The sequence below is a fragment of the Evansella tamaricis genome (assembly GCF_019042215.1).
In the GTDB taxonomy this organism is placed as follows: Bacteria; Bacillota; Bacilli; order Bacillales; family Salisediminibacteriaceae; genus Evansella; species Evansella tamaricis.
Map to the genome: position 1 here is coordinate 1 of NZ_JAHQCS010000096.1, position 17692 is coordinate 17692.

18 protein-coding genes and 2 riboswitches are annotated in these 17692 nt (G+C 36.8%); of the genes, 12 read left to right on the top strand and 6 right to left on the bottom strand.

The annotated features are described in order from the left end of the window. Positions 1 to 170: 170 nt before the first annotated feature. The 3 genes from KS419_RS10980 (at position 171) to KS419_RS10990 (ending at position 1916) form a co-directional block, all read left to right on the top strand. Positions 171 to 737, top strand: coding sequence for a TlpA family protein disulfide reductase (locus KS419_RS10980; RefSeq protein WP_217066453.1), 567 nt, complete (start codon positions 171 to 173; stop codon positions 735 to 737). Beyond that, positions 738 to 1352 (top strand): hypothetical protein, encoded by a 615-nt coding sequence (locus tag KS419_RS10985; protein WP_217066454.1) that lies wholly within the window; start codon positions 738 to 740, stop codon positions 1350 to 1352. It abuts the gene before it with no gap. A gap of 72 nt (positions 1353 to 1424) precedes the next feature. Then, complete coding sequence (locus KS419_RS10990; protein ID WP_217066455.1) at positions 1425 to 1916, top strand: CcdC family protein; 492 nt, start codon at positions 1425 to 1427, stop codon at positions 1914 to 1916. 46 nt (positions 1917 to 1962) lie between these two features. On the opposite strand, the gene KS419_RS10995 is transcribed toward KS419_RS10990, so the two are convergent. Further along, positions 1963 to 2421 carry a DUF2621 domain-containing protein gene (locus KS419_RS10995; protein WP_217066456.1) on the bottom strand — a complete coding sequence of 153 codons (459 nt, stop codon included), beginning with the start codon at positions 2419 to 2421 and terminating at the stop codon, positions 1963 to 1965. Positions 2422 to 2915: 494 nt separating this feature from the next. Continuing rightward, positions 2916 to 3164 carry a hypothetical protein gene (locus KS419_RS11000; protein WP_217066457.1) on the bottom strand — a complete coding sequence of 83 codons (249 nt, stop codon included), beginning with the start codon at positions 3162 to 3164 and terminating at the stop codon, positions 2916 to 2918. Positions 3165 to 3356: 192 nt separating this feature from the next. Between KS419_RS11000 and KS419_RS11005 the strand changes: the two genes are divergently transcribed. Further along, positions 3357 to 3557 (top strand): cold-shock protein, encoded by a 201-nt coding sequence (locus KS419_RS11005; protein ID WP_217066458.1) that lies wholly within the window; start codon positions 3357 to 3359, stop codon positions 3555 to 3557. 97 nt (positions 3558 to 3654) lie between these two features. On the opposite strand, the gene KS419_RS11010 is transcribed toward KS419_RS11005, so the two are convergent. Next, positions 3655 to 4137 (bottom strand): YqeG family HAD IIIA-type phosphatase, encoded by a 483-nt coding sequence (locus KS419_RS11010; RefSeq protein ID WP_217066459.1) that lies wholly within the window; start codon positions 4135 to 4137, stop codon positions 3655 to 3657. A gap of 214 nt (positions 4138 to 4351) precedes the next feature. On the opposite strand from KS419_RS11010, the gene KS419_RS11015 reads away from it, so the two are divergent. After that, the gene (locus tag KS419_RS11015; protein ID WP_217066460.1) at positions 4352 to 5119 is read left to right on the top strand and encodes a DUF975 family protein; all 768 of its coding nucleotides are present in this window, start codon (positions 4352 to 4354) and stop codon (positions 5117 to 5119) included. A 182-nt stretch (positions 5120 to 5301) separates the two neighbouring features. Then, a riboswitch (ZMP/ZTP riboswitch) is annotated at positions 5302 to 5382 on the top strand. Positions 5383 to 5502: 120 nt separating this feature from the next. Next, positions 5503 to 6702: a phosphoglycerate dehydrogenase gene (locus KS419_RS11020; RefSeq protein WP_217066461.1), complete on the top strand. Its 1200-nt coding sequence runs from the start codon at positions 5503 to 5505 to the stop codon at positions 6700 to 6702. A 273-nt stretch (positions 6703 to 6975) separates the two neighbouring features. Here KS419_RS11020 and KS419_RS11025 read toward each other — a convergent pair whose 3' ends face one another. Both KS419_RS11025 and KS419_RS11030 read right to left on the bottom strand, forming a co-directional pair. Continuing rightward, entirely contained in the window at positions 6976 to 7791 is an 816-nt protein-coding gene (locus KS419_RS11025) for a squalene/phytoene synthase family protein (protein WP_217066462.1), read from the bottom strand. Between the two features lie 266 nt (positions 7792 to 8057). After that, the gene (locus tag KS419_RS11030; protein WP_217066463.1) at positions 8058 to 8768 is read right to left on the bottom strand and encodes a peptidoglycan recognition protein family protein; all 711 of its coding nucleotides are present in this window, start codon (positions 8766 to 8768) and stop codon (positions 8058 to 8060) included. Between the two features lie 750 nt (positions 8769 to 9518). Here KS419_RS11030 and KS419_RS11035 point away from each other — a divergent pair. From KS419_RS11035 to msrA, 6 genes are all read left to right on the top strand, one after another. After that, positions 9519 to 12575: an EAL domain-containing protein gene (locus KS419_RS11035; protein ID WP_217066464.1), complete on the top strand. Its 3057-nt coding sequence runs from the start codon at positions 9519 to 9521 to the stop codon at positions 12573 to 12575. Positions 12576 to 12838: 263 nt separating this feature from the next. Further along, entirely contained in the window at positions 12839 to 13156 is a 318-nt protein-coding gene (locus KS419_RS11040; protein WP_246593791.1) for a hypothetical protein, read from the top strand. A 403-nt stretch (positions 13157 to 13559) separates the two neighbouring features. Continuing rightward, on the top strand, positions 13560 to 15017 hold the full coding sequence (locus tag KS419_RS11045) for a SulP family inorganic anion transporter (protein WP_217066465.1): 1458 nt from the start codon (positions 13560 to 13562) through the stop codon (positions 15015 to 15017). 55 nt (positions 15018 to 15072) lie between these two features. Then, the gene (locus KS419_RS11050; protein ID WP_217066466.1) at positions 15073 to 15492 is read left to right on the top strand and encodes a universal stress protein; all 420 of its coding nucleotides are present in this window, start codon (positions 15073 to 15075) and stop codon (positions 15490 to 15492) included. A gap of 256 nt (positions 15493 to 15748) precedes the next feature. After that, positions 15749 to 15853 carry a YjcZ family sporulation protein gene (locus KS419_RS11055; RefSeq protein ID WP_217066467.1) on the top strand — a complete coding sequence of 35 codons (105 nt, stop codon included), beginning with the start codon at positions 15749 to 15751 and terminating at the stop codon, positions 15851 to 15853. Positions 15854 to 16009: 156 nt separating this feature from the next. Then, entirely contained in the window at positions 16010 to 16555 is a 546-nt protein-coding gene (msrA, locus tag KS419_RS11060; RefSeq protein WP_217066468.1) for a peptide-methionine (S)-S-oxide reductase MsrA, read from the top strand. Between the two features lie 219 nt (positions 16556 to 16774). Here the strand turns inward: msrA and KS419_RS11065 are convergent, their stop codons facing one another. Beyond that, complete coding sequence (locus KS419_RS11065) at positions 16775 to 17332, bottom strand: hypothetical protein (protein ID WP_217066469.1); 558 nt, start codon at positions 17330 to 17332, stop codon at positions 16775 to 16777. A gap of 158 nt (positions 17333 to 17490) precedes the next feature. Beyond that, a riboswitch (cobalamin riboswitch) is annotated at positions 17491 to 17674 on the top strand. Positions 17675 to 17692: the final 18 nt, after the last annotated feature.

The window sequence follows — 17692 nt, forward strand, 5'->3', positions numbered from 1 at the left end:
TCACTTCATGACTTTTCGGAAGCCAAAAAGCGGCTTCTGTCAAAGTCCTTCCAGTGACTTTCGCCCGTGACCAAGGCGCTTGCGCTTTTCTTATTAGAAACAATTCGTATCGGAGTAGGGAGCAGTCTGCTATGATAGATACTAGCAACTAAACCAAGGTGGGGAACTTTATGATACATATGAAACGGACAATGATCATCCTCTTGATCCTTAGTGTGGGAATATTTATTTGGATGGACCAGGAACAGAGGAAGTTGTATCAGTATGGTAATTCTAAGGTGGAAACAGCATCTTTGCCTCAAGTGGGCTTTCAAGCACCTGATTTTTCCCTCCACACACTGTCAAATGGAACAGAAAAACAACTATCTAACATTATCCATGAAAAGGAAGGTACTATTCTTTACTTTTGGACGACCTGGTGTCCATTTTGTGCCGCATCGATGGAAGCCCTAGAAACTGGAAATGAAAAGTATGGGGGAAACATAACTTTTATCGGAATTAATGTAACGAATCAAGATACAAAAGCAGCAGCTGAGAGTTTTGTGGCAGACCACGGTATATCATTTGAAAATATGATGGATTCTAACGGTGTTGTTTCTAACACTTACTTTGTGCCACCTGTTCCAACAACTATTTTTATCAACCAAGAAGGTATTATTACTTACCGTAAAGTTGGCGGTATCACAGTAAGGGATATTGAACAAGGAATCCAACAATTGGAAAGGAGCAATCATTAAATGTTTGATCCTTTAAAATCTTGGTCGGTTGGGCCGTTTACTTTATCCATTGAAATGCTTGTTCTATTACTTGCAGTTGGAGTGGGCTATGCTGCAATGAATTTATATTTAAATCGTATGAAGGTCAAAGAACGGGAAGAGGTATTGGATGCTGTGATGGTTTCAATTGTCATTGGTGTCATCCTTTATAAATTTTGGCCATTTATCCAACAGCCAGGACTCCTGACGGAACCAAGGAACTTGCTTTTTTATGCCGGAGGACCATTTGCTTTTCTTGTTTCGAGCTTTGGAGGAATCATTTATTTCCTGATCCAAGGAATTCGAAAAAAATGGAGTCATCATGCATGGGACAGTGCTTCGGTTGCAACTGTGAGTGCACTAGTTGTTTCAACGCTCTCTATAAAGAAATATGGAGTAATTAGCCCGTTTACAATGGGGTATCAACTGGACGACATTGTTTATCATCCTGTGAATCTTTACGAAAGTTGGCTCTTTATCTTTGTTTTACTTGGTGCTCTAATCCTTGTCCCAGCAAAAAAGAAATTTGGCAGATCCGTGTTTATTATCATTGGAATTTCTGTTTCGTTATATCTTGTTTCTCCATTTGGTGTCTAGTGTCTTTAAAGAGATACAGTGAAATGCCTATGGTATACTATTTAAGAAGTTTTGAAAAAGAGGGGGATTCCCATGAATCTAAATGGGAATATTGGAATTTTACTTAGTGTTTTTGGTCTAATGATGGCCCTGATTGCCCTTTTCGTACGAATGAAATCAATGAGACAACCTGCGAATGTAAAAAAAATCATTATTCCCCCTGTAGCCATGTCTACAGGTTTTATGATGTTTCTTTATCCACCCACGAGACCTTCTTTACTGGAAGTGGGGGAAGCCTTTTTGGTGGGATTGATTTTTTCTATTCTTTTGATTAAACTTTCCACCTTTGAGATCAGAGACAATCATATTTATTTAAAACGCTCAAAAGCCTTTCCCTTTATTTTGATCGGATTATTGTTTATCCGATTAATCGTAAAACTCGTTTTAGGGATTCACTTCGAGTATGAAGTGTTGGCAGGAATGTTCTTTATCTTGGCTTTCGGTATGATCCTGCCGTGGAGGATTGCCATGCTTGTAAAATATAAGCGAACAGAAAAAGAACTGCAGCGAGAACTGATCTTTTAGTTTCTCTTATTCATTAACTTAAGAAAAAAAGACAAATGAGGCATTACTATGCCTCATTTGTCTTTTTTAAGTTATGTGAGTCGAAATATGATTGATACGGGATGAGATCCACTTGCTTTTCTTGTAATTTTTTAATCAAGAATTTATGATCACGCTTCGGTGTAGCCAGAATGTAACCTTTGATGATGAGATCGTCAGTCATTTCATCAGCCTTTTCTTCTAGTGCCAACTCACCGATTTTTCCTGCTATCTTTCCTTTTGCAATATCCCTAAATAACTCAGGAACAGGTTCTACCAATTCATTTAAAAAGGCTTTTTTTTCATCGGTCCATAAATGGAGCGTTTCATTAATATAGTATTCTTGCCAATCAAGAATCGATTTCCCGTCTTCTTTTGGCAGCTTTTTTAAGAACTTTCGGAACATAAAATATCCTCCGATACCAATGGTCACTGTTAAAAACAAAGACCAAAGGACGATCAACCACATAAAAAGATCGCTTGGCATCGATTTCACCTCTTCCTTTTCATGTCTAATATTGTACGATATTCTTGTCCCAATGAAAAGGGATGGTGTGAAATTTTTACACAAACGGAGAAATTCAGCGATCACTCCTCAAAGAATGGATATAGATTCTTAACAGCTCGTTTTTTTATAAAATATATACAGAGTAAATAAATAATAAGGATACAGCAAAAGAGGAGGAAAAACAGAATCGAAAATTGATTAAAAACCACCATTCCTGGTAGGAGAGATAATCCATAAAAAATAACTAGAATTAAAATAAAAATCAAAGGGGCTTGTTTTAAGGTCGCCTTCAATAGATCGATGGTGAGAGGAGACCAGAAGCGCTTTTTTAAGAGAATCACGATGGAGAAAGTGGTGAAAACGATGGTGTAGCCTAAGTATAAATTTTTGGAAATGGAATCAGTAAAAATAAGAAAAATGGACTGGACTAATCCCATGACTCCCAAACACCAGATGAAATAAAATTTAAAATATTATTCCCCTTTAAATGTTGTCTTCTTTCTTTCCAATTCATCAGAAATCACCTTTCCGTGTTTCGACGGGGGTGGCCATCGGTACAGGACATTTGCAGTGGCAGTAGACACATCATTGACAGCAGTTGTTTCCCTTTGTATTTCCTGATTCAGTTTCTGTTTTAAATGATTAACCACATCTTCTTTTTTTTCTTCATCTAAAAGATTTAAATTCCTTCTTACAATACTTAAGTATCCATCAATAGTCATTTCTTTTAACCCCTTTAAAAAATTATTCTTCCTAATTTTACCACGGGATAGGAAGTGTGGAATAGCTTCAAAACAGATTGGCTAAGGAAAATATGGTAGTCCTTTCATAATTTGCATGAAAATATGTTTAGATTGCTACTGATTGGGAAGTATATGAAAGAAGGTTTTTTTACTAATTTTGGAGGGATTAATTTGGCAGAAGGTACAGTAAAATGGTTTAATTCTGATAAGGGTTTCGGCTTTATTGAACAAGAAGGTGGAGACGATATCTTCGTTCACTTCTCTGCGATCCAAGGAGACGGCTTTAAAACCCTTGAAGAAGGTCAACGTGTAGAGTTTGAAATTACGGACGGTGACCGTGGTCCACAAGCTTCGAACGTAACAAAACTTTAAACCATGTAAATTCATGAAGTACATCCCGTTCGGGTTGTACTTCTTTTATTTCATTAGAAAAGACTAAAGGGCGCCCCTTAGTCTTTTTCCCCTTAGTTTACCATCTTTTTCGAATCGAGGATTCCAGTTTTCGCTTAAGTGACACATTCCAAGGTTCGTGTTCTGGCTCGATAGGCTGCACAAGGGCGGTCTTCATTCCTAATCGTTTACCACACCATACATCGGTAAATAATTGGTCCCCTAAGAAAAGACTCTTTTCCGATTCGGCACCAGCATCTTCCATGATTTTTTTGATTTTTACTGTTGCTGGTTTGTTTGCCATTCCATACCCACTGATTCCATATGGTTCGGTGAACTTGTCCACTCTCCCTTGGCTATTGTTGGAAAGGATAATTAATGAAATGTTATGTTCCTGTAGTAAGCGGAACCATTTTTCAAACGTATTATTCCCTTGCTGATTGTGAGCGGTAAGGGTGCTGTCCAAGTCTGAAAAAATATGATCAATGTTGTTATTAACTAGCCACGTCATCGTAATATCGGAAAAATGTTCAAACAAATAATCGGGTTTAAAATACTTCATCGACAGTTCCCCTTTAAGTATTGTTTCATATCGTCATTTTTTAATAGTATCCCACGTTCTCTACAAATTAAAATTTTATCATAAAAGGAATGGGAACTTCTACCTATACTACAATATTGTATCCATTCCATATGTTTTTGTTAAGTATTATCTAATCGTGTTATAATTTTTAAGCACACAAAGGCACACAATTATCAATTTTTTGGAGGATAAAATGGTCTGGTCATCGATGTCATCTGCATTAGATGTTTTAAAGGGAAATTGGTTAAAGGTCATGGGGATAGTTATTCTTTGTTACGTGATCAGAGTCTTATTAGGAACATCCCGTTCATCCTGGAATATAACAGGTGATGGGTTTAGTATGAGCCCGATGGTTTTTGCCACTTCAGAAAATATTACCGCAATCATAATTGGAGCCTTTTTTAATAGCATTCTGTTTTTTACCGTTATCGATGTTCTATCAAAATTAAAAACGAAGGAGAGAAAAAATCTCTTCTCAAGTTTTCTTTATGCTTTTAAAAATCCAAGTCTCTTATATAAAGGCTTTATTATTCATGCTATTAATGCCGTTTTACTGTTTTTAACAGTAATTCTTTATATTATTTCGTTCCTCTTTCTACTTAACGTATTTATGGAGGGGTTTTCTTCTGAGAGCATCGTCAGATTTGGGGGCATACTTCTTCCTTCGGTAGTATGTCTTTGGGTTTTCCTTGGTTTATCCCAAGCCATGTACCTCTTATATGAAGATCCAAAAACGAGTATTTTTAATTGTATCCGAAGGAGCTTTCGAATGATGAAGGGACACCGTTTGTCCCTGATCGGATTATATATCATCTTCTTATTCGTACATTCCGTTGGGTTAATGGCATTAGTAGTGGGTCTATTTGTAACTATATCATTCTATGAAGTTACTAGACTGGAGTACTTCCATGGCTTAAAGCAAAAGGAAAGGCAGCGGGAGTGGAAGAAAAATTTTGAATAATAATTGATTAAACATGATTCGTGAGACTGATAGATACATGGAATTAATCTTAAATAATCACAGAAAATAATTAACCTAAAGGGACTAACACGCTTTCCTGCGTTAATACAATAAAAAAATAAAAAATTTAGATAATTAGTGTTGATGTTTACAAATTTGTCTGTTACGATGTAAGGAATTAAAAGGCTATGTGTAACTGGCGAAAACGGAGAACCGTAGGGGAGCACATAGTATCGACATTGCCGTTCGCCTGGGCAGAGGTAAGGGAATCTTCTTCCCTTACCTCTTTATGTATATATAAGGGGGGAAAGCCGGTCACTTCATGTCAGTTCCTGAAATGATAACTTTTTCAAACATTCATAGAAGAAGAGGAGATTTATAATATGAGTATTTCAACTTTAAATCAATTGAATACCATTAAGACTTTAAACAATATTGCGGAAAGAGGATTAAATGTATTTAATACAGAGAATTATACAATTGATAATGATAGCCAATCCCCTGATGCGATAGTTGTCCGCAGTTTTAATATGCATTCGATGGAATTGGATAAAAATTTAAAAGCGATTGCCCGTGCTGGAGCTGGAGTTAATAATATACCGGTAGAGAAGTGTACAGAAAAAGGGATTGTAGTTTTTAACACTCCAGGCGCAAATGCCAATGCAGTGAAGGAAATGGTGTTGACGTCATTAATAGCGTCTTCCCGCAACCTTTTTGATGGAATGGTTTGGGTGAAGTCTTTAGACGGAAAAGGGCAACAAATTCCAAAGTTAGTAGAAGAGGGGAAAAAGCAGTTTGTAGGGAAGGAAATTAAGGGGAAAACCCTCGGAGTAATTGGATTAGGAGCAATCGGAGCACTCGTTGCCAATGATGCCCTCGACTTAGATATGGAAGTTATTGGGTATGATCCTTTCATTTCAGTGGATACAGCGTGGAATTTATCCCGTAATGTCCACCGTGCCATGTCATTGGAAGAATTGTTTTCCTATGCTGACTACATTACTGTGCACGTTCCTTTAACAGATGATACAAGGGGCATGTTTAACAAAGATACTTTTGGAATTATGAAAACAGATGTCCATATTTTTAACTTCTCCCGCGGGGAATTGGTAAATGAAACCGATATGGCCGTTGCCCTAGAAGATGGAAAAGTGGGGAAATATATTACAGACTTCCCAAATGAAAATGTGTTAAAAATGAAAAATGCTGTTCCAATCCCACATCTCGGTGCATCTACAGAAGAATCGGAAGAAAACTGTGCAGTAATGGCTGCCCGTCAATTGAAAGAGTATTTAGAAACAGGTAATATAAAAAACTCGGTGAACTTTCCAAATGCATCATTACCATATACAGGGAAGCGCCGTGTAGCCGCATTCCATCAAAACGTTCCAAACATGGTGGGACAAATGACAACGGCTATCTCTGAATACAATTTGAATATTGCCGATATGGTAAACCGAAGTCGTGGAGATTACGCCTACACGATGATTGACATTGACAATAAAATAAATGGGGAAACGATTCCTGGTTTGATTGAAAAAATGAATCAGATAGATGGGATTGTGATGCTGAGAGTTATTTAACACTAGATTAATTGAGCAAAGGGGCGGAGAAGGAAGTTGTCCTCTAAATTAATAGTAACCCAGGTATGACTTGGGGAACGAAAGTACACTGTATATCGTCAAAGTGGTCGTATAATTAAGACCTTTACAATGTTTACTAAGTAAACATCGTAAAGGTCTTTCATATTTGTCTTTTATTAAAATATTGGATTGTATTTTTAGATAGTGCCCAATAAGATGTGGATCGCTTACGAATGAATACAGGTTATCTTTTCATTTGATGAACTAATTTCCTTAACTACTTTTTATTTCTTCCACGAGGGCTTCCACTTCGGACCTGGACATTTTTTCCCTACCACTTTTTAAAGCTTTTAATGTTTTCGTTGCAAGGGCTAATGGAATTTTACAGAATACTAATATACTTTTACTGTTTATGTCTTTCATATATTCATCCCCAAGGGCTAGATTTTTCTCCGCATATGCAAAAGTATCCTCAATGGACCACCCATGGGGGATAAACGAGACACCACGTTCTCGATCCTCATCGATATTCCTTAAGATGTTTACTGTCTGTAATCCTCGGCCATAAGCAACGGCCAAATCCCGGTCTGTCTTTGTTCCATCCCGCCATTCCCAAATATCAGAAAGCATAACACCTACTAACCCAGCAACATAATAAGTATAATCATTTAAATCTTCTTTACTTTTAATATGCCAATTTTTCTTTACCCAGTTGGCCATCCCTAAAGCCATGGTGCTTGTGGAATCTTGAACTTTTTGAACGATTCCTGAAGGGCATGTGGTAATCCAGTTTCCTAGTTTCAATGTCACTTCTGGAAGAAGTGGTTTATATGGTTCCATTAATTGTTGGTAAGCCTCCGAATCGAAAGGTTTTTTAAGTAGGGAAGCAGTTTCCTGGAGTAAATGTTGTTTTGTACTTGAATCTAAATTCACATTATCCTCGATCTCATCAATTGCACGCATGCAAAGGTACGCAGAGGCGACAGTCTTTTTTAAGGTAGGTTCTAACAATGTAATTGGTATGTAAAATGTTCTGCTTGTCTTTTTTAACATTTGCATAGCTTCTTTTTGTAATAGTTTTTCGTTCATTTATTTCCTCCTTAAAAAATGGAATCGGTGTTCGTGAATGAATTCCCTTTCACATCAAAAGTTTCGACTTTGACTGTATTTCACTATATTTATAAGATGAAAATGGAAATCCAACTCCACTTTGTTTATTCCCTTTCTTCTATTGTAAATAATCCTGCTCCTATACACAAATGAAAACTATGTGGCAGGTCATAATTTGCAAAGAAAATAAACGGGAAAAACCCCAATAGGCAAAATATTGGAGTTCCTGGTAAAAAGGAAGGATATTATTTCATCGAAGCCAATATCTCATCTATCTTACGAGAGACGAGAGGATAAAAATAGTTTTTCGCATCGTTTGTGGAATTGCCACCAAAAAAGCCTGTGCCTGGACAAGATTTCACTTCGTGGTCCTGAGCATTATCAAGTACCCTTTTTTCTGTTTTGTGGTTCCACCAATGATGATAAGTAATGCTATCTATAGATGGTGTTAAACCAAATTTTATACAAAGTAATGCTGTAATATAAACAATTGTTTCCTTATGTTCTTTTGTCATGACATCATTACCTTTGTCAAAGTTTCCAACATGTTCAATTGCGATCCCATGCGCGTTTGCTTTTGAGCCAATAGAGCCTTCCGGAGCAATATTAAATGGCCTGGAGACTGCCACTTTTCCGTCTGGGAATGTTGTTAAATTTTGAGCAATATGATCCCATCCCATTTTATTTATATGGTGATTCTCCATCCCCTGCAGCAATTCAAAGTGATTAGTACCATTAAAACGCTTGTAATCCGGTGCCCAAGTGTGATGCTGTTGGATGAGGTTTATTTCCCTGTCAAAGTCATTTTGAAATAACCAATCTTTAAATTCTTCCTTTGTCATAAGGTGATGCTGTTCGTGAGCGGTCATCGTTTCTACTGCAAATGCAGGGGAGGTGATAAGGGTGATTCCAATAATTAGTGTAAGAAAAAGAATCCATCTGTTTTTCATATTCATAATTCCTTTCACCATAGTTATTTATAATTTTTTCCCCCTACTAGTGTGTAGTATAAAATTAAATTTATTCTAGACTGAAGGAAGAATAACGATAGAAGTAAATTGTTGTCGCAAAATGAATTAAATTACAAAAATATCCATTGTTTTATCGCTATTGATCGGATAGATGTGGTAAAATTTGTTTGATGCTACAGTATGGAGGACTTCAATGTTGACCTCTAAAACTCTAGGATTTTTGGAGTGCGAATGTCAAGTGCACATGATTTTCCAAGGAAATTGGCACCCATTATTTCACTACATTGATCCAATAAATGGTAATATGTTGGAATTTTTATTGTGATTTTTAAAGAAAATGGCGATCGCTATGCAAAAAAAGTAAGCATGTGTTTTTTTATAGCGCAAAACGCAGTCGCATCCTATATGGATGCGTGGATTGAAATTTTTTTGAAAAAGTCGTACTTTTGAAGAACTTTTGTCGCATCCTATATGGATATGGATGCGTGGATTGAAATCATACTTTCGTAAGAGTTTCGTTGGGGGAATAAGTCGCATCCTATATGGATGTGTGGATTGAAATAACAAAGTTTGTGTGTGATTCCTCCCATGACTATTATCGCATCCTTTATTGATGATTTGATTGAAAACCAAAATATGTAAGATAGTCCTAGGAGGAATTTTCCAAACCAAGCCGAATTTATTATAAAATTGATAATAAAGAGTGACAGATGAATGTTAAGGAGTTAGAGGCCTATGAATAATACTACTCGCATCAGTTTATTGACTCCCTATCTGGACGGAGATTATTATGGGAGAATTTTTGTCGACTTACTAGCCGAAGCCAACAAGAATCAATCGACTTTATTCACCATCCAAGCAAGAGCAAATGCCAAAAAACCAATTCCTTTTCACTACCAGGTTGGGACTTCTGTAACGGATGGCTGGCTGTTAATGACCAATCCCCATTCAGTTTTGCCATTAGCTCCTGATTTATTAAAACGTATTGAAAGTACTGGAAAACCTGTAGTAACCATTGGCTATAAAGAGGATTTTATTAAATGTCACTCCGTAATAATTGATAATCGCCAAGCGACGAGGGAAGCCGTTTTGCATCTAATTAAAGATCATGGCCACAGAAGAGTAGCATTTGTTGTGGGAAGTGATGAACATATAGATATGGTAGAACGATTTGAAGGATATTTGCAAGCGCTTACGGACGTGGGGATTGAGTACGATGAAGGGCTTTTATTTAATGCTAGTGATACGTTGCGGAGAGGTGGCTATCATGCAGCAGAACAAATGCTGGCAAGGGGAATTGACTTTACAGCAGTATTTGCTTCCACAGATTTAAATGCTATGGGAGTGATAGAAAAATTAAAAGAGATAGGATACCGTGTCCCTGAAGATATAGCAATAATTGGATTCGATGATTTACCACCAGCTGCTACATTTAATCCGCCGTTGACAACAGTCCGGCAATCACTGACAGATATTGCAAAGGCGAGTTTTGATATTTTACATCGGCAGATGAATGGTGAAATACTAGAAAACTCCTTTACTAGGATACAAACGGAGCTAGTAATACGGGCGACGTGTGGTTGTAAACATAAACCAGAACTAGAACAAACTTTAGATGTACAGAATCAGTTGGTCGAATCAAAAATGCATTTAGAAAAAATCATTAAACGGTACGATCAGTTTGTAGAAAAATGGGCAATGGCAACGAGAGAGAAAAAATTTAATTTTTCCAATATGTTTAAGAATAAAAGTCATTGGGGTTGTCTTGCATTATGGGATAAGAATTCAGGAAATCAAAATCAGCTGATTATCTCGCAGGCGTTTAGCAAGGATAGTAAAACTTTGCCGCCGATCGGGTTAAAAGTGCCACTGGATCAATTCCCCCCAACGGAGTGGATTCCAAAAATAAAAGAAAAAGATTTTGTACGAGTTCAATCCATCAGAAATGAGCGGGGAGACTGGGGTTTTATCGCGATTGTGGCACCAGTGGATGATCTAGTATTTATTTCTTCCAGTGATATTACTCAGGTAAGTTTCACTATATCTGCTTCTGCAATGGAGCGGGATGAGTTATTTCAGCAAATTAGATCCATCGCAGAGCAGTTGGAAATCGTATCAACAACGACGAATGATGGGATTTGGGACTGGGATTTGTATTCAAACCATATTCAATGGAATGTCCGGAGTCATGATATCTTTACTTCAATTGGAGAAGATCTTCCATCTAATTCGGAATCATTTCTCCGTCTTATTCATCCTGAGGACTATGATTTTTTTATGAACAGTTTTCATTCACATCGTGAAAAAGGAACTCCGTTAAAAATTGAATTCCGTATCAAAGGGGTAAAAGGGGAAGTGCTTTGGGTTTATGTGACAGGAGACTCGATTCGTAATGAAACTGGAGATCCCGTTCGGATTATCGGTTCCATTACTAATATTTCAGAAAAAAAACTAGCAGAGGAACAAATTAAGCATCTTGCTTTCCATGATGGTTTAACAGGTCTTCCCAATCGTCAGCTATTTCGAGATCGCTTAAATCTTTCGATGGAACAAGCAGATCGTTATCACTTTAAACTTGGGATACTGTTAATTGACTTAGATCGGTTCAAAGTGATTAATGATACATTGGGACATCATGCCGGGGATCAACTTATTCAGAAGGTTGCTGAGGTATTGGAAAGCACTATACGTTCTTCCGATACGATTGCAAGAGGCGGTTTTGAAAATTCCACGGTAGCAAGATTAGGGGGGGATGAGTTTATTGTTTTATTAACTCATATCCAAGATGTTAAAGAAGTGCAGCTAGTTGCCAGTAGAATAATTGATAAATTCAAAGAACCATTTCTAATAGAAAACCATGAAGTTTTCACCTCTGCGAGCATTGGTATAAGTATTTATCCAGATAATGGTCAAAACTTAGATGATTTAGCGTTGTGTGCCGATGTTGCCATGTACAAAGCAAAGGAAAATGGAAAAAATCAAATGGTGGTATATACATCTGAGATTAATTCCCTTTCCATGGAACGATTTAAGATGGAGAATCAGCTTCGTAAAGCTTTGGAACGAAAGGAATTCGTATTGCATTATCAGCCCCAATATGACCTAGAGACAAATCAAATTATTGGAATCGAAGCATTAATTCGATGGAATTCTCCAGACCGAGGTATGGTATCACCAGTTGAATTTATTCCCCTAGCCGAGGAAACAGGGCTTATCGTACCTTTGGGACGTTGGGTGCTAGAAGAATCTTGCCGGCAAATGAAAACCTGGATCGATCAAGGAATATCACCAATGATTATTTCGATTAATATTTCAGCAAGGCAGATACAACAAAAACAATTTGTAGGCGATGTTAAAATGATTTTGGAACAGACTGAGCTTCCACCTGAATACTTGTGTCTTGAAATAACAGAAAGTACAGCTATAAAAGACGTAGAAATCAGTATGAATATGCTGAAGGAACTGGGTGAACTTGGGATTAAAATCGCTATTGACGATTTTGGGATAGGGTATTCATCATTAGCTATGTTAAAGCAGTTACCGATTACAACAATTAAGATAGACCGATCGTTTATAAGAGATATGGATGAAGATAAGGATGACGCTGCCATTGTAAAAGCAATTATAGCGATGGCACATTCATTAGAATTGACTGTTACGGCGGAAGGTGTAGAAACGGAAGCACAACGGCAAATTCTCTTAAATGAAAATTGTAACTATGTTCAGGGCTATTATTATAAAAAACCATTAACTTCAGAAGATTGTTATAAGTATTTTCAGAACATGCATTAAATTTCATTGATATAATAATTTTTAATAAATTTTAATGTATTAGTTGTTGTCATAAGCCCCCTCTAACAGACGTATGTTGGAGGGGGTTTTGCGTAAATGTACTTAATAAACATAAACAACCTGGATATTTATTAATAGTTGGACGAACCAACCACCGGGTATTTATTTCAGGAAAGAAAGAAGGAAGAATGAATTGATTGTTGAATATACATAAAGAAGGTATAAAGCATACAGTGTTATGGAATTAAAAGGATGTGAACGTTTTGCAAATACAGGAATTATTTTTAGAAGACAAGAGACTTGGAATTAACTTGCCAAAGTTAGAAAAACAGTGGGACGGATACTCGGTTACGGAGCAATCAAAGATCCTTTCCATCTGGGAAAAAGAACGTGCTAAGATTCCAGATCGAATTAAAGATCTAGAGAATATTGTTAAAATAAAAACAAATGACATGTTAGTGGAAAATGATGAGGAAAAAATGGTAAAGTTAAACAATGAAATAATGAAATTTGCAAGTATCATAAATGATTTAAATATTTGGTATCGGATCGAACCAACCATATCCAAAAAAGGAAGTTAGTGTATTAAATTTTAATGTCGCTAATGATAATCAATTAAACACGAGAAACCATAAGTATAAAACTAATGAACCATCGCTAAATATAAATTCAATGGAAAGACCAGGGAGAACAGAAATAGTTTCTCACTGGTTTTTTAGTATGGATTATGAAAATAGTATCATAATTTTTCTGATTATTCCGATTAAAAAGACTTTTAAAATGTGACGAATTTATGAAAATACCAAGAGAATGAGAGAAAAGTAAAGAAATATTGAGTATTTCATAGATGAGTTTCGCTTACATTCAATTTTCAATAATAAAAGTAAAATGATAAACTCAATATCGTTCTTGCCGACCGAACTTTCTGCGGGAAAGTTCAACAAACGAAAATAATAAAAAACTAAACATGGAAGAGGTGCATCAATGATAACACAAAAACTAAAAACTGAATGGTTGGGGAATATTCGAGGGGATATCTTAGCGGGTATTGTGGTGGCATTAGCCTTAATTCCGGAAGCGATTGCCTTCTCTATTATTGCAGGAGTAGATCCAATGGTAGGGTTATATGCCTCTTTTTGTATCTGTCTAGTCATTGCCTTTATTGGAGGCCGTCCTGGAATGATTTCAGCGGCAACTGGTGCAATGGCCCTATTAATGATTACGCTTGTTGCGGATCATGGGATAGAGTATTTACTGGCAGCGACCATCTTAACAGGAATATTGCAATTATTATTCGGAGTTTTTAAGCTAGCCAGTTTTATGAAGTTTATACCAAGATCTGTCATGATTGGCTTTGTTAACGCATTAGCCATACTTATATTCACTTCCCAATTACAGCACTTTGTGGGAGAAACGTGGATCATGTATTCGTTAGTAGCACTAACACTAGTAATTATTTATCTTTTACCCCGTTTTACAAAGGCAGTACCATCAACTCTTGTGGCCATTATTGTTGTAACGGCTATTGCAATTTTTATGAATGTTGAGGTTCGTACCGTTGGAAGTATGGGGAATCTCACACAAACTTTGCCAATCTTTGCTTTACCTAACATTCCGTTGAACTTTGAAACACTAGCAATTATCTTTCCTTACGCTTTAGCGTTAGCGATTGTTGGATTATTGGAGTCTTTATTAACAGCATCCATCGTGGATGATATGACCGATACGGAAAGTGACAAAAACAAGGAAAGCCGTGGACAAGGGATTGCCAATATGCTAACCGGTTGTTTCGGGGGGATGGCAGGTTGTGCCATGATTGGCCAATCAGTGATTAATGTAAAATCCGGTGGAAGGGGACGATTATCCACTCTCGTTGCAGGACTATTTCTGATGTTCTTAATTATTGTACTAGGTGGTGTAGTTGTCCAAATTCCAATGGCTGCACTTGCTGGTGTAATGATTATGGTAGCAATTGGTACATTTGACTGGAGTTCGTTACGGAATCTCCATAAAATTCCCCGTACCGATGCAACTGTTATGGTAGTGACAGTTGGTACCGTTGTGTATACTCACGATTTATCGAAAGGTGTACTAGCTGGTGTAGTATTAAGCGCCATCTTCTTTGCTATGAAAATATCAAAAGTAAGAGTAGAAACTACTTTGGAGTCGAACTCCATTAAAGTTTATCAAATAAATGGACAACTATTTTTTGCTTCTGTAACCGACTTATTAAAATCTTTTAATTTCAATGATGACGTTAAGAAGGTTATAATAGATGTATCTGGAGCACATCTTTGGGATGATTCTGCCGTTGGAGCGATGGATAAAATACAAGCAAAGTATGAACAGAAGGAAATTGAAGTGGTCATACGGGGCTTAAATAAAGAAAGTTCGCTCTTAATGGATAAAATCGGTGGCATAAGTAAAGCTTCAGGACATTAACTGTCAGCAATATTGCAGTAAACGGCATTATTATTGGCATAGTAGGAGGCCGAATATGTTTAATAAACTAGGATTGGCTTTAGACGGTTCTGAACATTCCCATCGTGCAGCGGACAAAGGAATTAAACTAGCAAAATTGTCCACAAATGCAACTATTGAAATTATTTATGTTGTAGATGGTAGTCAGTCAAAATCTGATGTATTACATTACGGAGACACACTAACAGTTTCGAGGAAGCGGGAAGAGATGTTGTCCATATTTAAAGAGAAGATTGAAAAGGAAGGAATCTCTTCCCATATTACTGTTTTACACGGTCTTCCAGCAGAAACTATAATTAATTATACAAATGAAACCAACTTTGATTGTTTAATCCTCGGTAGTCGAGGAAGAAGTAGAGTACAGACAATGATTTTGGGCAGTGTAAGCCATAAGGTGATGAAGCACGTAAAATCACCAGTATTAATGGTTAAATAAACGCGATAATCTGGACCACACGTTAAAGTGTTGGTCTATTTTTTTTCGAGAGATAGATAAAACGTTTTCCTCAGCCCTCCTTCTATCATCCTTTATGCGACAATTGAAACTTCATAGCAGGCTACTATCCATTCCTATCTATCCAATTATGAAAATAATGGGACAATTCCTATACATATTTTTTATAAAAACATAAATTAATATCGAAGGAGAAGTTCCTTCTAAGCTAAGCTTACTTTGGAAGGGAGGGTTTACGATGACACACGCACACAAACCAGGTTTTGCAGGTGGTTTCGCGTTTATTGTGGTTATTTTCGTACTCCTAGTTATTATTGGAGCTGCGGTAGTAAGACCTTACTAGTAAAGCTCAAGTAGGTAAAACAAAGGGATTAATTTTCTCCCTTTGTTTCCTACCATAACAAAGACCTGGCATTACATAATGTTAAATAAATCACTTTACACTTGTGAAATACTATATAACATATTAAACTAGTCATCATAATGATGAGGTGAGAACATGACTACTGAGAAGCAATTAGAGAAAGCAACATTTGCCGGTGGATGTTTTTGGTGTATGGTAAAACCGTTCGATCAATTTCCAGGTATCCATAAGGTCGTTTCAGGCTACACAGGGGGACATAAGCAAAATCCAACATATGAAGAGGTGAAGAAGGGAACAACCGGTCACCGGGAAGCCATAGAAATCACTTACGATCCTACTCTTTTCCCATATAAAGACCTATTGGCTATTTTTTGGCGTACCATTGACCCAACCGATGCCGGAGGGCAATTTATCGATCGGGGAGAACAATATAAAACAGCCATTTATTACCATAGTGAAGAGCAAAGGGTTCAGGCAGAGGAAACAAAGGAGCAATTAGAATCGAGCAATATATTTGTACAACCGGTTGTTACCGATATTTTTCCAGCAACAACCTTCTATCCTGCCGAAGAATATCACCAGGATTTCTATAAGAAAAATCCTCTTAAGTATAAAAAAGAAGTACAAGAATCTGGTAGACAAGCTTTTCTAGAAACAAATTGGTATGGAACGAAAGAATAATAATGGTAATCTACATGGTGCTTTGGCATTTCCCTATTCCCTAGGGAGCTTTGGGGGTTCCATCCACTTAAAGGAAATGGATTTAGTCCAACGGGGCTGCATAAAATAAATACTTAATAAACGACTAACATAAAATCTTGAGTCAGGATTCATTTTTAATTTATTGAATGGTAAATCGATTCGTTTAAAAGCAAGAAATTCTTTGGAAATTGAGAAAAACTAATCCACATTAATTACCGGGATGACTTCTGAAATATGAATGGAATCAATGGAAAATAGACAGTATAAATCCGTAACACCATGATGTCGTTTACTATTTCGTATAAGAAACCCTTCGTAATTCTGACTGATTAGATGGTCACGAAACTTCGTATTGGCGTCGTCCTTATTTAAGAGAATTGGCTTATCTCTCCAGGTAAGATTTCTTTTTTTTGCACTATAATAGTCGCAGTAGTTGTCACGGTCTTCCATAAACAACTCATGCGCATTAACTGTATCTGATTCATAAATCTTAAGGTGTTGTTCATTTATGTAAACTCTATAAACGTACCCTACCAGGGTCTTGTCTACTTGAATGACCTTAGGTTCTCCATCTTCCCAAAATTCCGTTTTCGATTTTTCGAGAACGGTCTCTTTTCCTATTGCATAAGGTTTTGCTGATACCACATCAGAAGTAAACCAAAATCCAATCGAACCAATATCACTTGGTACTTGTTGGATCACTGATTCTTTCTTTCCGTATATCAATTCTTTCATCACACCAAAATAAATGATCATGTCCCTGCCCTCCTTTTTTTAAGATATCCAAAAAGGGGGAAAATGATTTATAGCAATAGAGGAAAAATTGGGACTTGATAAAAAATGGTAGATAGTATAGTATGATACAGTATTAGGATCTATATATAGTATTCTAATAGACAAAAGACCTATATTTAGTGTTTGCCTTGAGGTAAGATGCCATATGGCGTAAAAGGGAATCTGGTGAGAATCCAGAACTGCCCCCGCAACTGTATATGCTGACGAAATGAGTATTACCCACTGTATAGTAGTGCTATATGGGAAGGGCTCAAAGTAGAACGACGCATAAGTCAGGAGACCTATCTTATCTTGAGATGTTTCACCTTCTTCGGGGATTGA

Excerpts from the sequence above, each read along its gene's own strand:
- KS419_RS10980 (WP_217066453.1), top strand. The coding sequence starts at position 171 with ATGATACATATGAAACGGACAATGATCATCCTCTTGATCCTTAGTGTG.
- KS419_RS10985 (WP_217066454.1), top strand. The coding sequence starts at position 738 with ATGTTTGATCCTTTAAAATCTTGGTCGGTTGGGCCGTTTACTTTATCC.
- KS419_RS10990 (WP_217066455.1), top strand. The coding sequence starts at position 1,425 with ATGAATCTAAATGGGAATATTGGAATTTTACTTAGTGTTTTTGGTCTA.
- KS419_RS10995 (WP_217066456.1), bottom strand. The coding sequence starts at position 2,421 with ATGCCAAGCGATCTTTTTATGTGGTTGATCGTCCTTTGGTCTTTGTTT.
- KS419_RS11000 (WP_217066457.1), bottom strand. The coding sequence starts at position 3,164 with ATGACTATTGATGGATACTTAAGTATTGTAAGAAGGAATTTAAATCTT.
- KS419_RS11010 (WP_217066459.1), bottom strand. The coding sequence starts at position 4,137 with ATGAAGTATTTTAAACCCGATTATTTGTTTGAACATTTTTCCGATATT.
- KS419_RS11015 (WP_217066460.1), top strand. The coding sequence starts at position 4,352 with ATGGTCTGGTCATCGATGTCATCTGCATTAGATGTTTTAAAGGGAAAT.
- KS419_RS11020 (WP_217066461.1), top strand. The coding sequence starts at position 5,503 with ATGAGTATTTCAACTTTAAATCAATTGAATACCATTAAGACTTTAAAC.
- KS419_RS11025 (WP_217066462.1), bottom strand. The coding sequence starts at position 7,791 with ATGAACGAAAAACTATTACAAAAAGAAGCTATGCAAATGTTAAAAAAG.
- KS419_RS11030 (WP_217066463.1), bottom strand. The coding sequence starts at position 8,768 with ATGAATATGAAAAACAGATGGATTCTTTTTCTTACACTAATTATTGGA.
- KS419_RS11035 (WP_217066464.1), top strand. The coding sequence starts at position 9,519 with ATGAATAATACTACTCGCATCAGTTTATTGACTCCCTATCTGGACGGA.
- KS419_RS11045 (WP_217066465.1), top strand. The coding sequence starts at position 13,560 with ATGATAACACAAAAACTAAAAACTGAATGGTTGGGGAATATTCGAGGG.
- KS419_RS11050 (WP_217066466.1), top strand. The coding sequence starts at position 15,073 with ATGTTTAATAAACTAGGATTGGCTTTAGACGGTTCTGAACATTCCCAT.
- KS419_RS11055 (WP_217066467.1), top strand. The coding sequence starts at position 15,749 with ATGACACACGCACACAAACCAGGTTTTGCAGGTGGTTTCGCGTTTATT.
- msrA (WP_217066468.1), top strand. The coding sequence starts at position 16,010 with ATGACTACTGAGAAGCAATTAGAGAAAGCAACATTTGCCGGTGGATGT.
- KS419_RS11065 (WP_217066469.1), bottom strand. The coding sequence starts at position 17,332 with ATGATCATTTATTTTGGTGTGATGAAAGAATTGATATACGGAAAGAAA.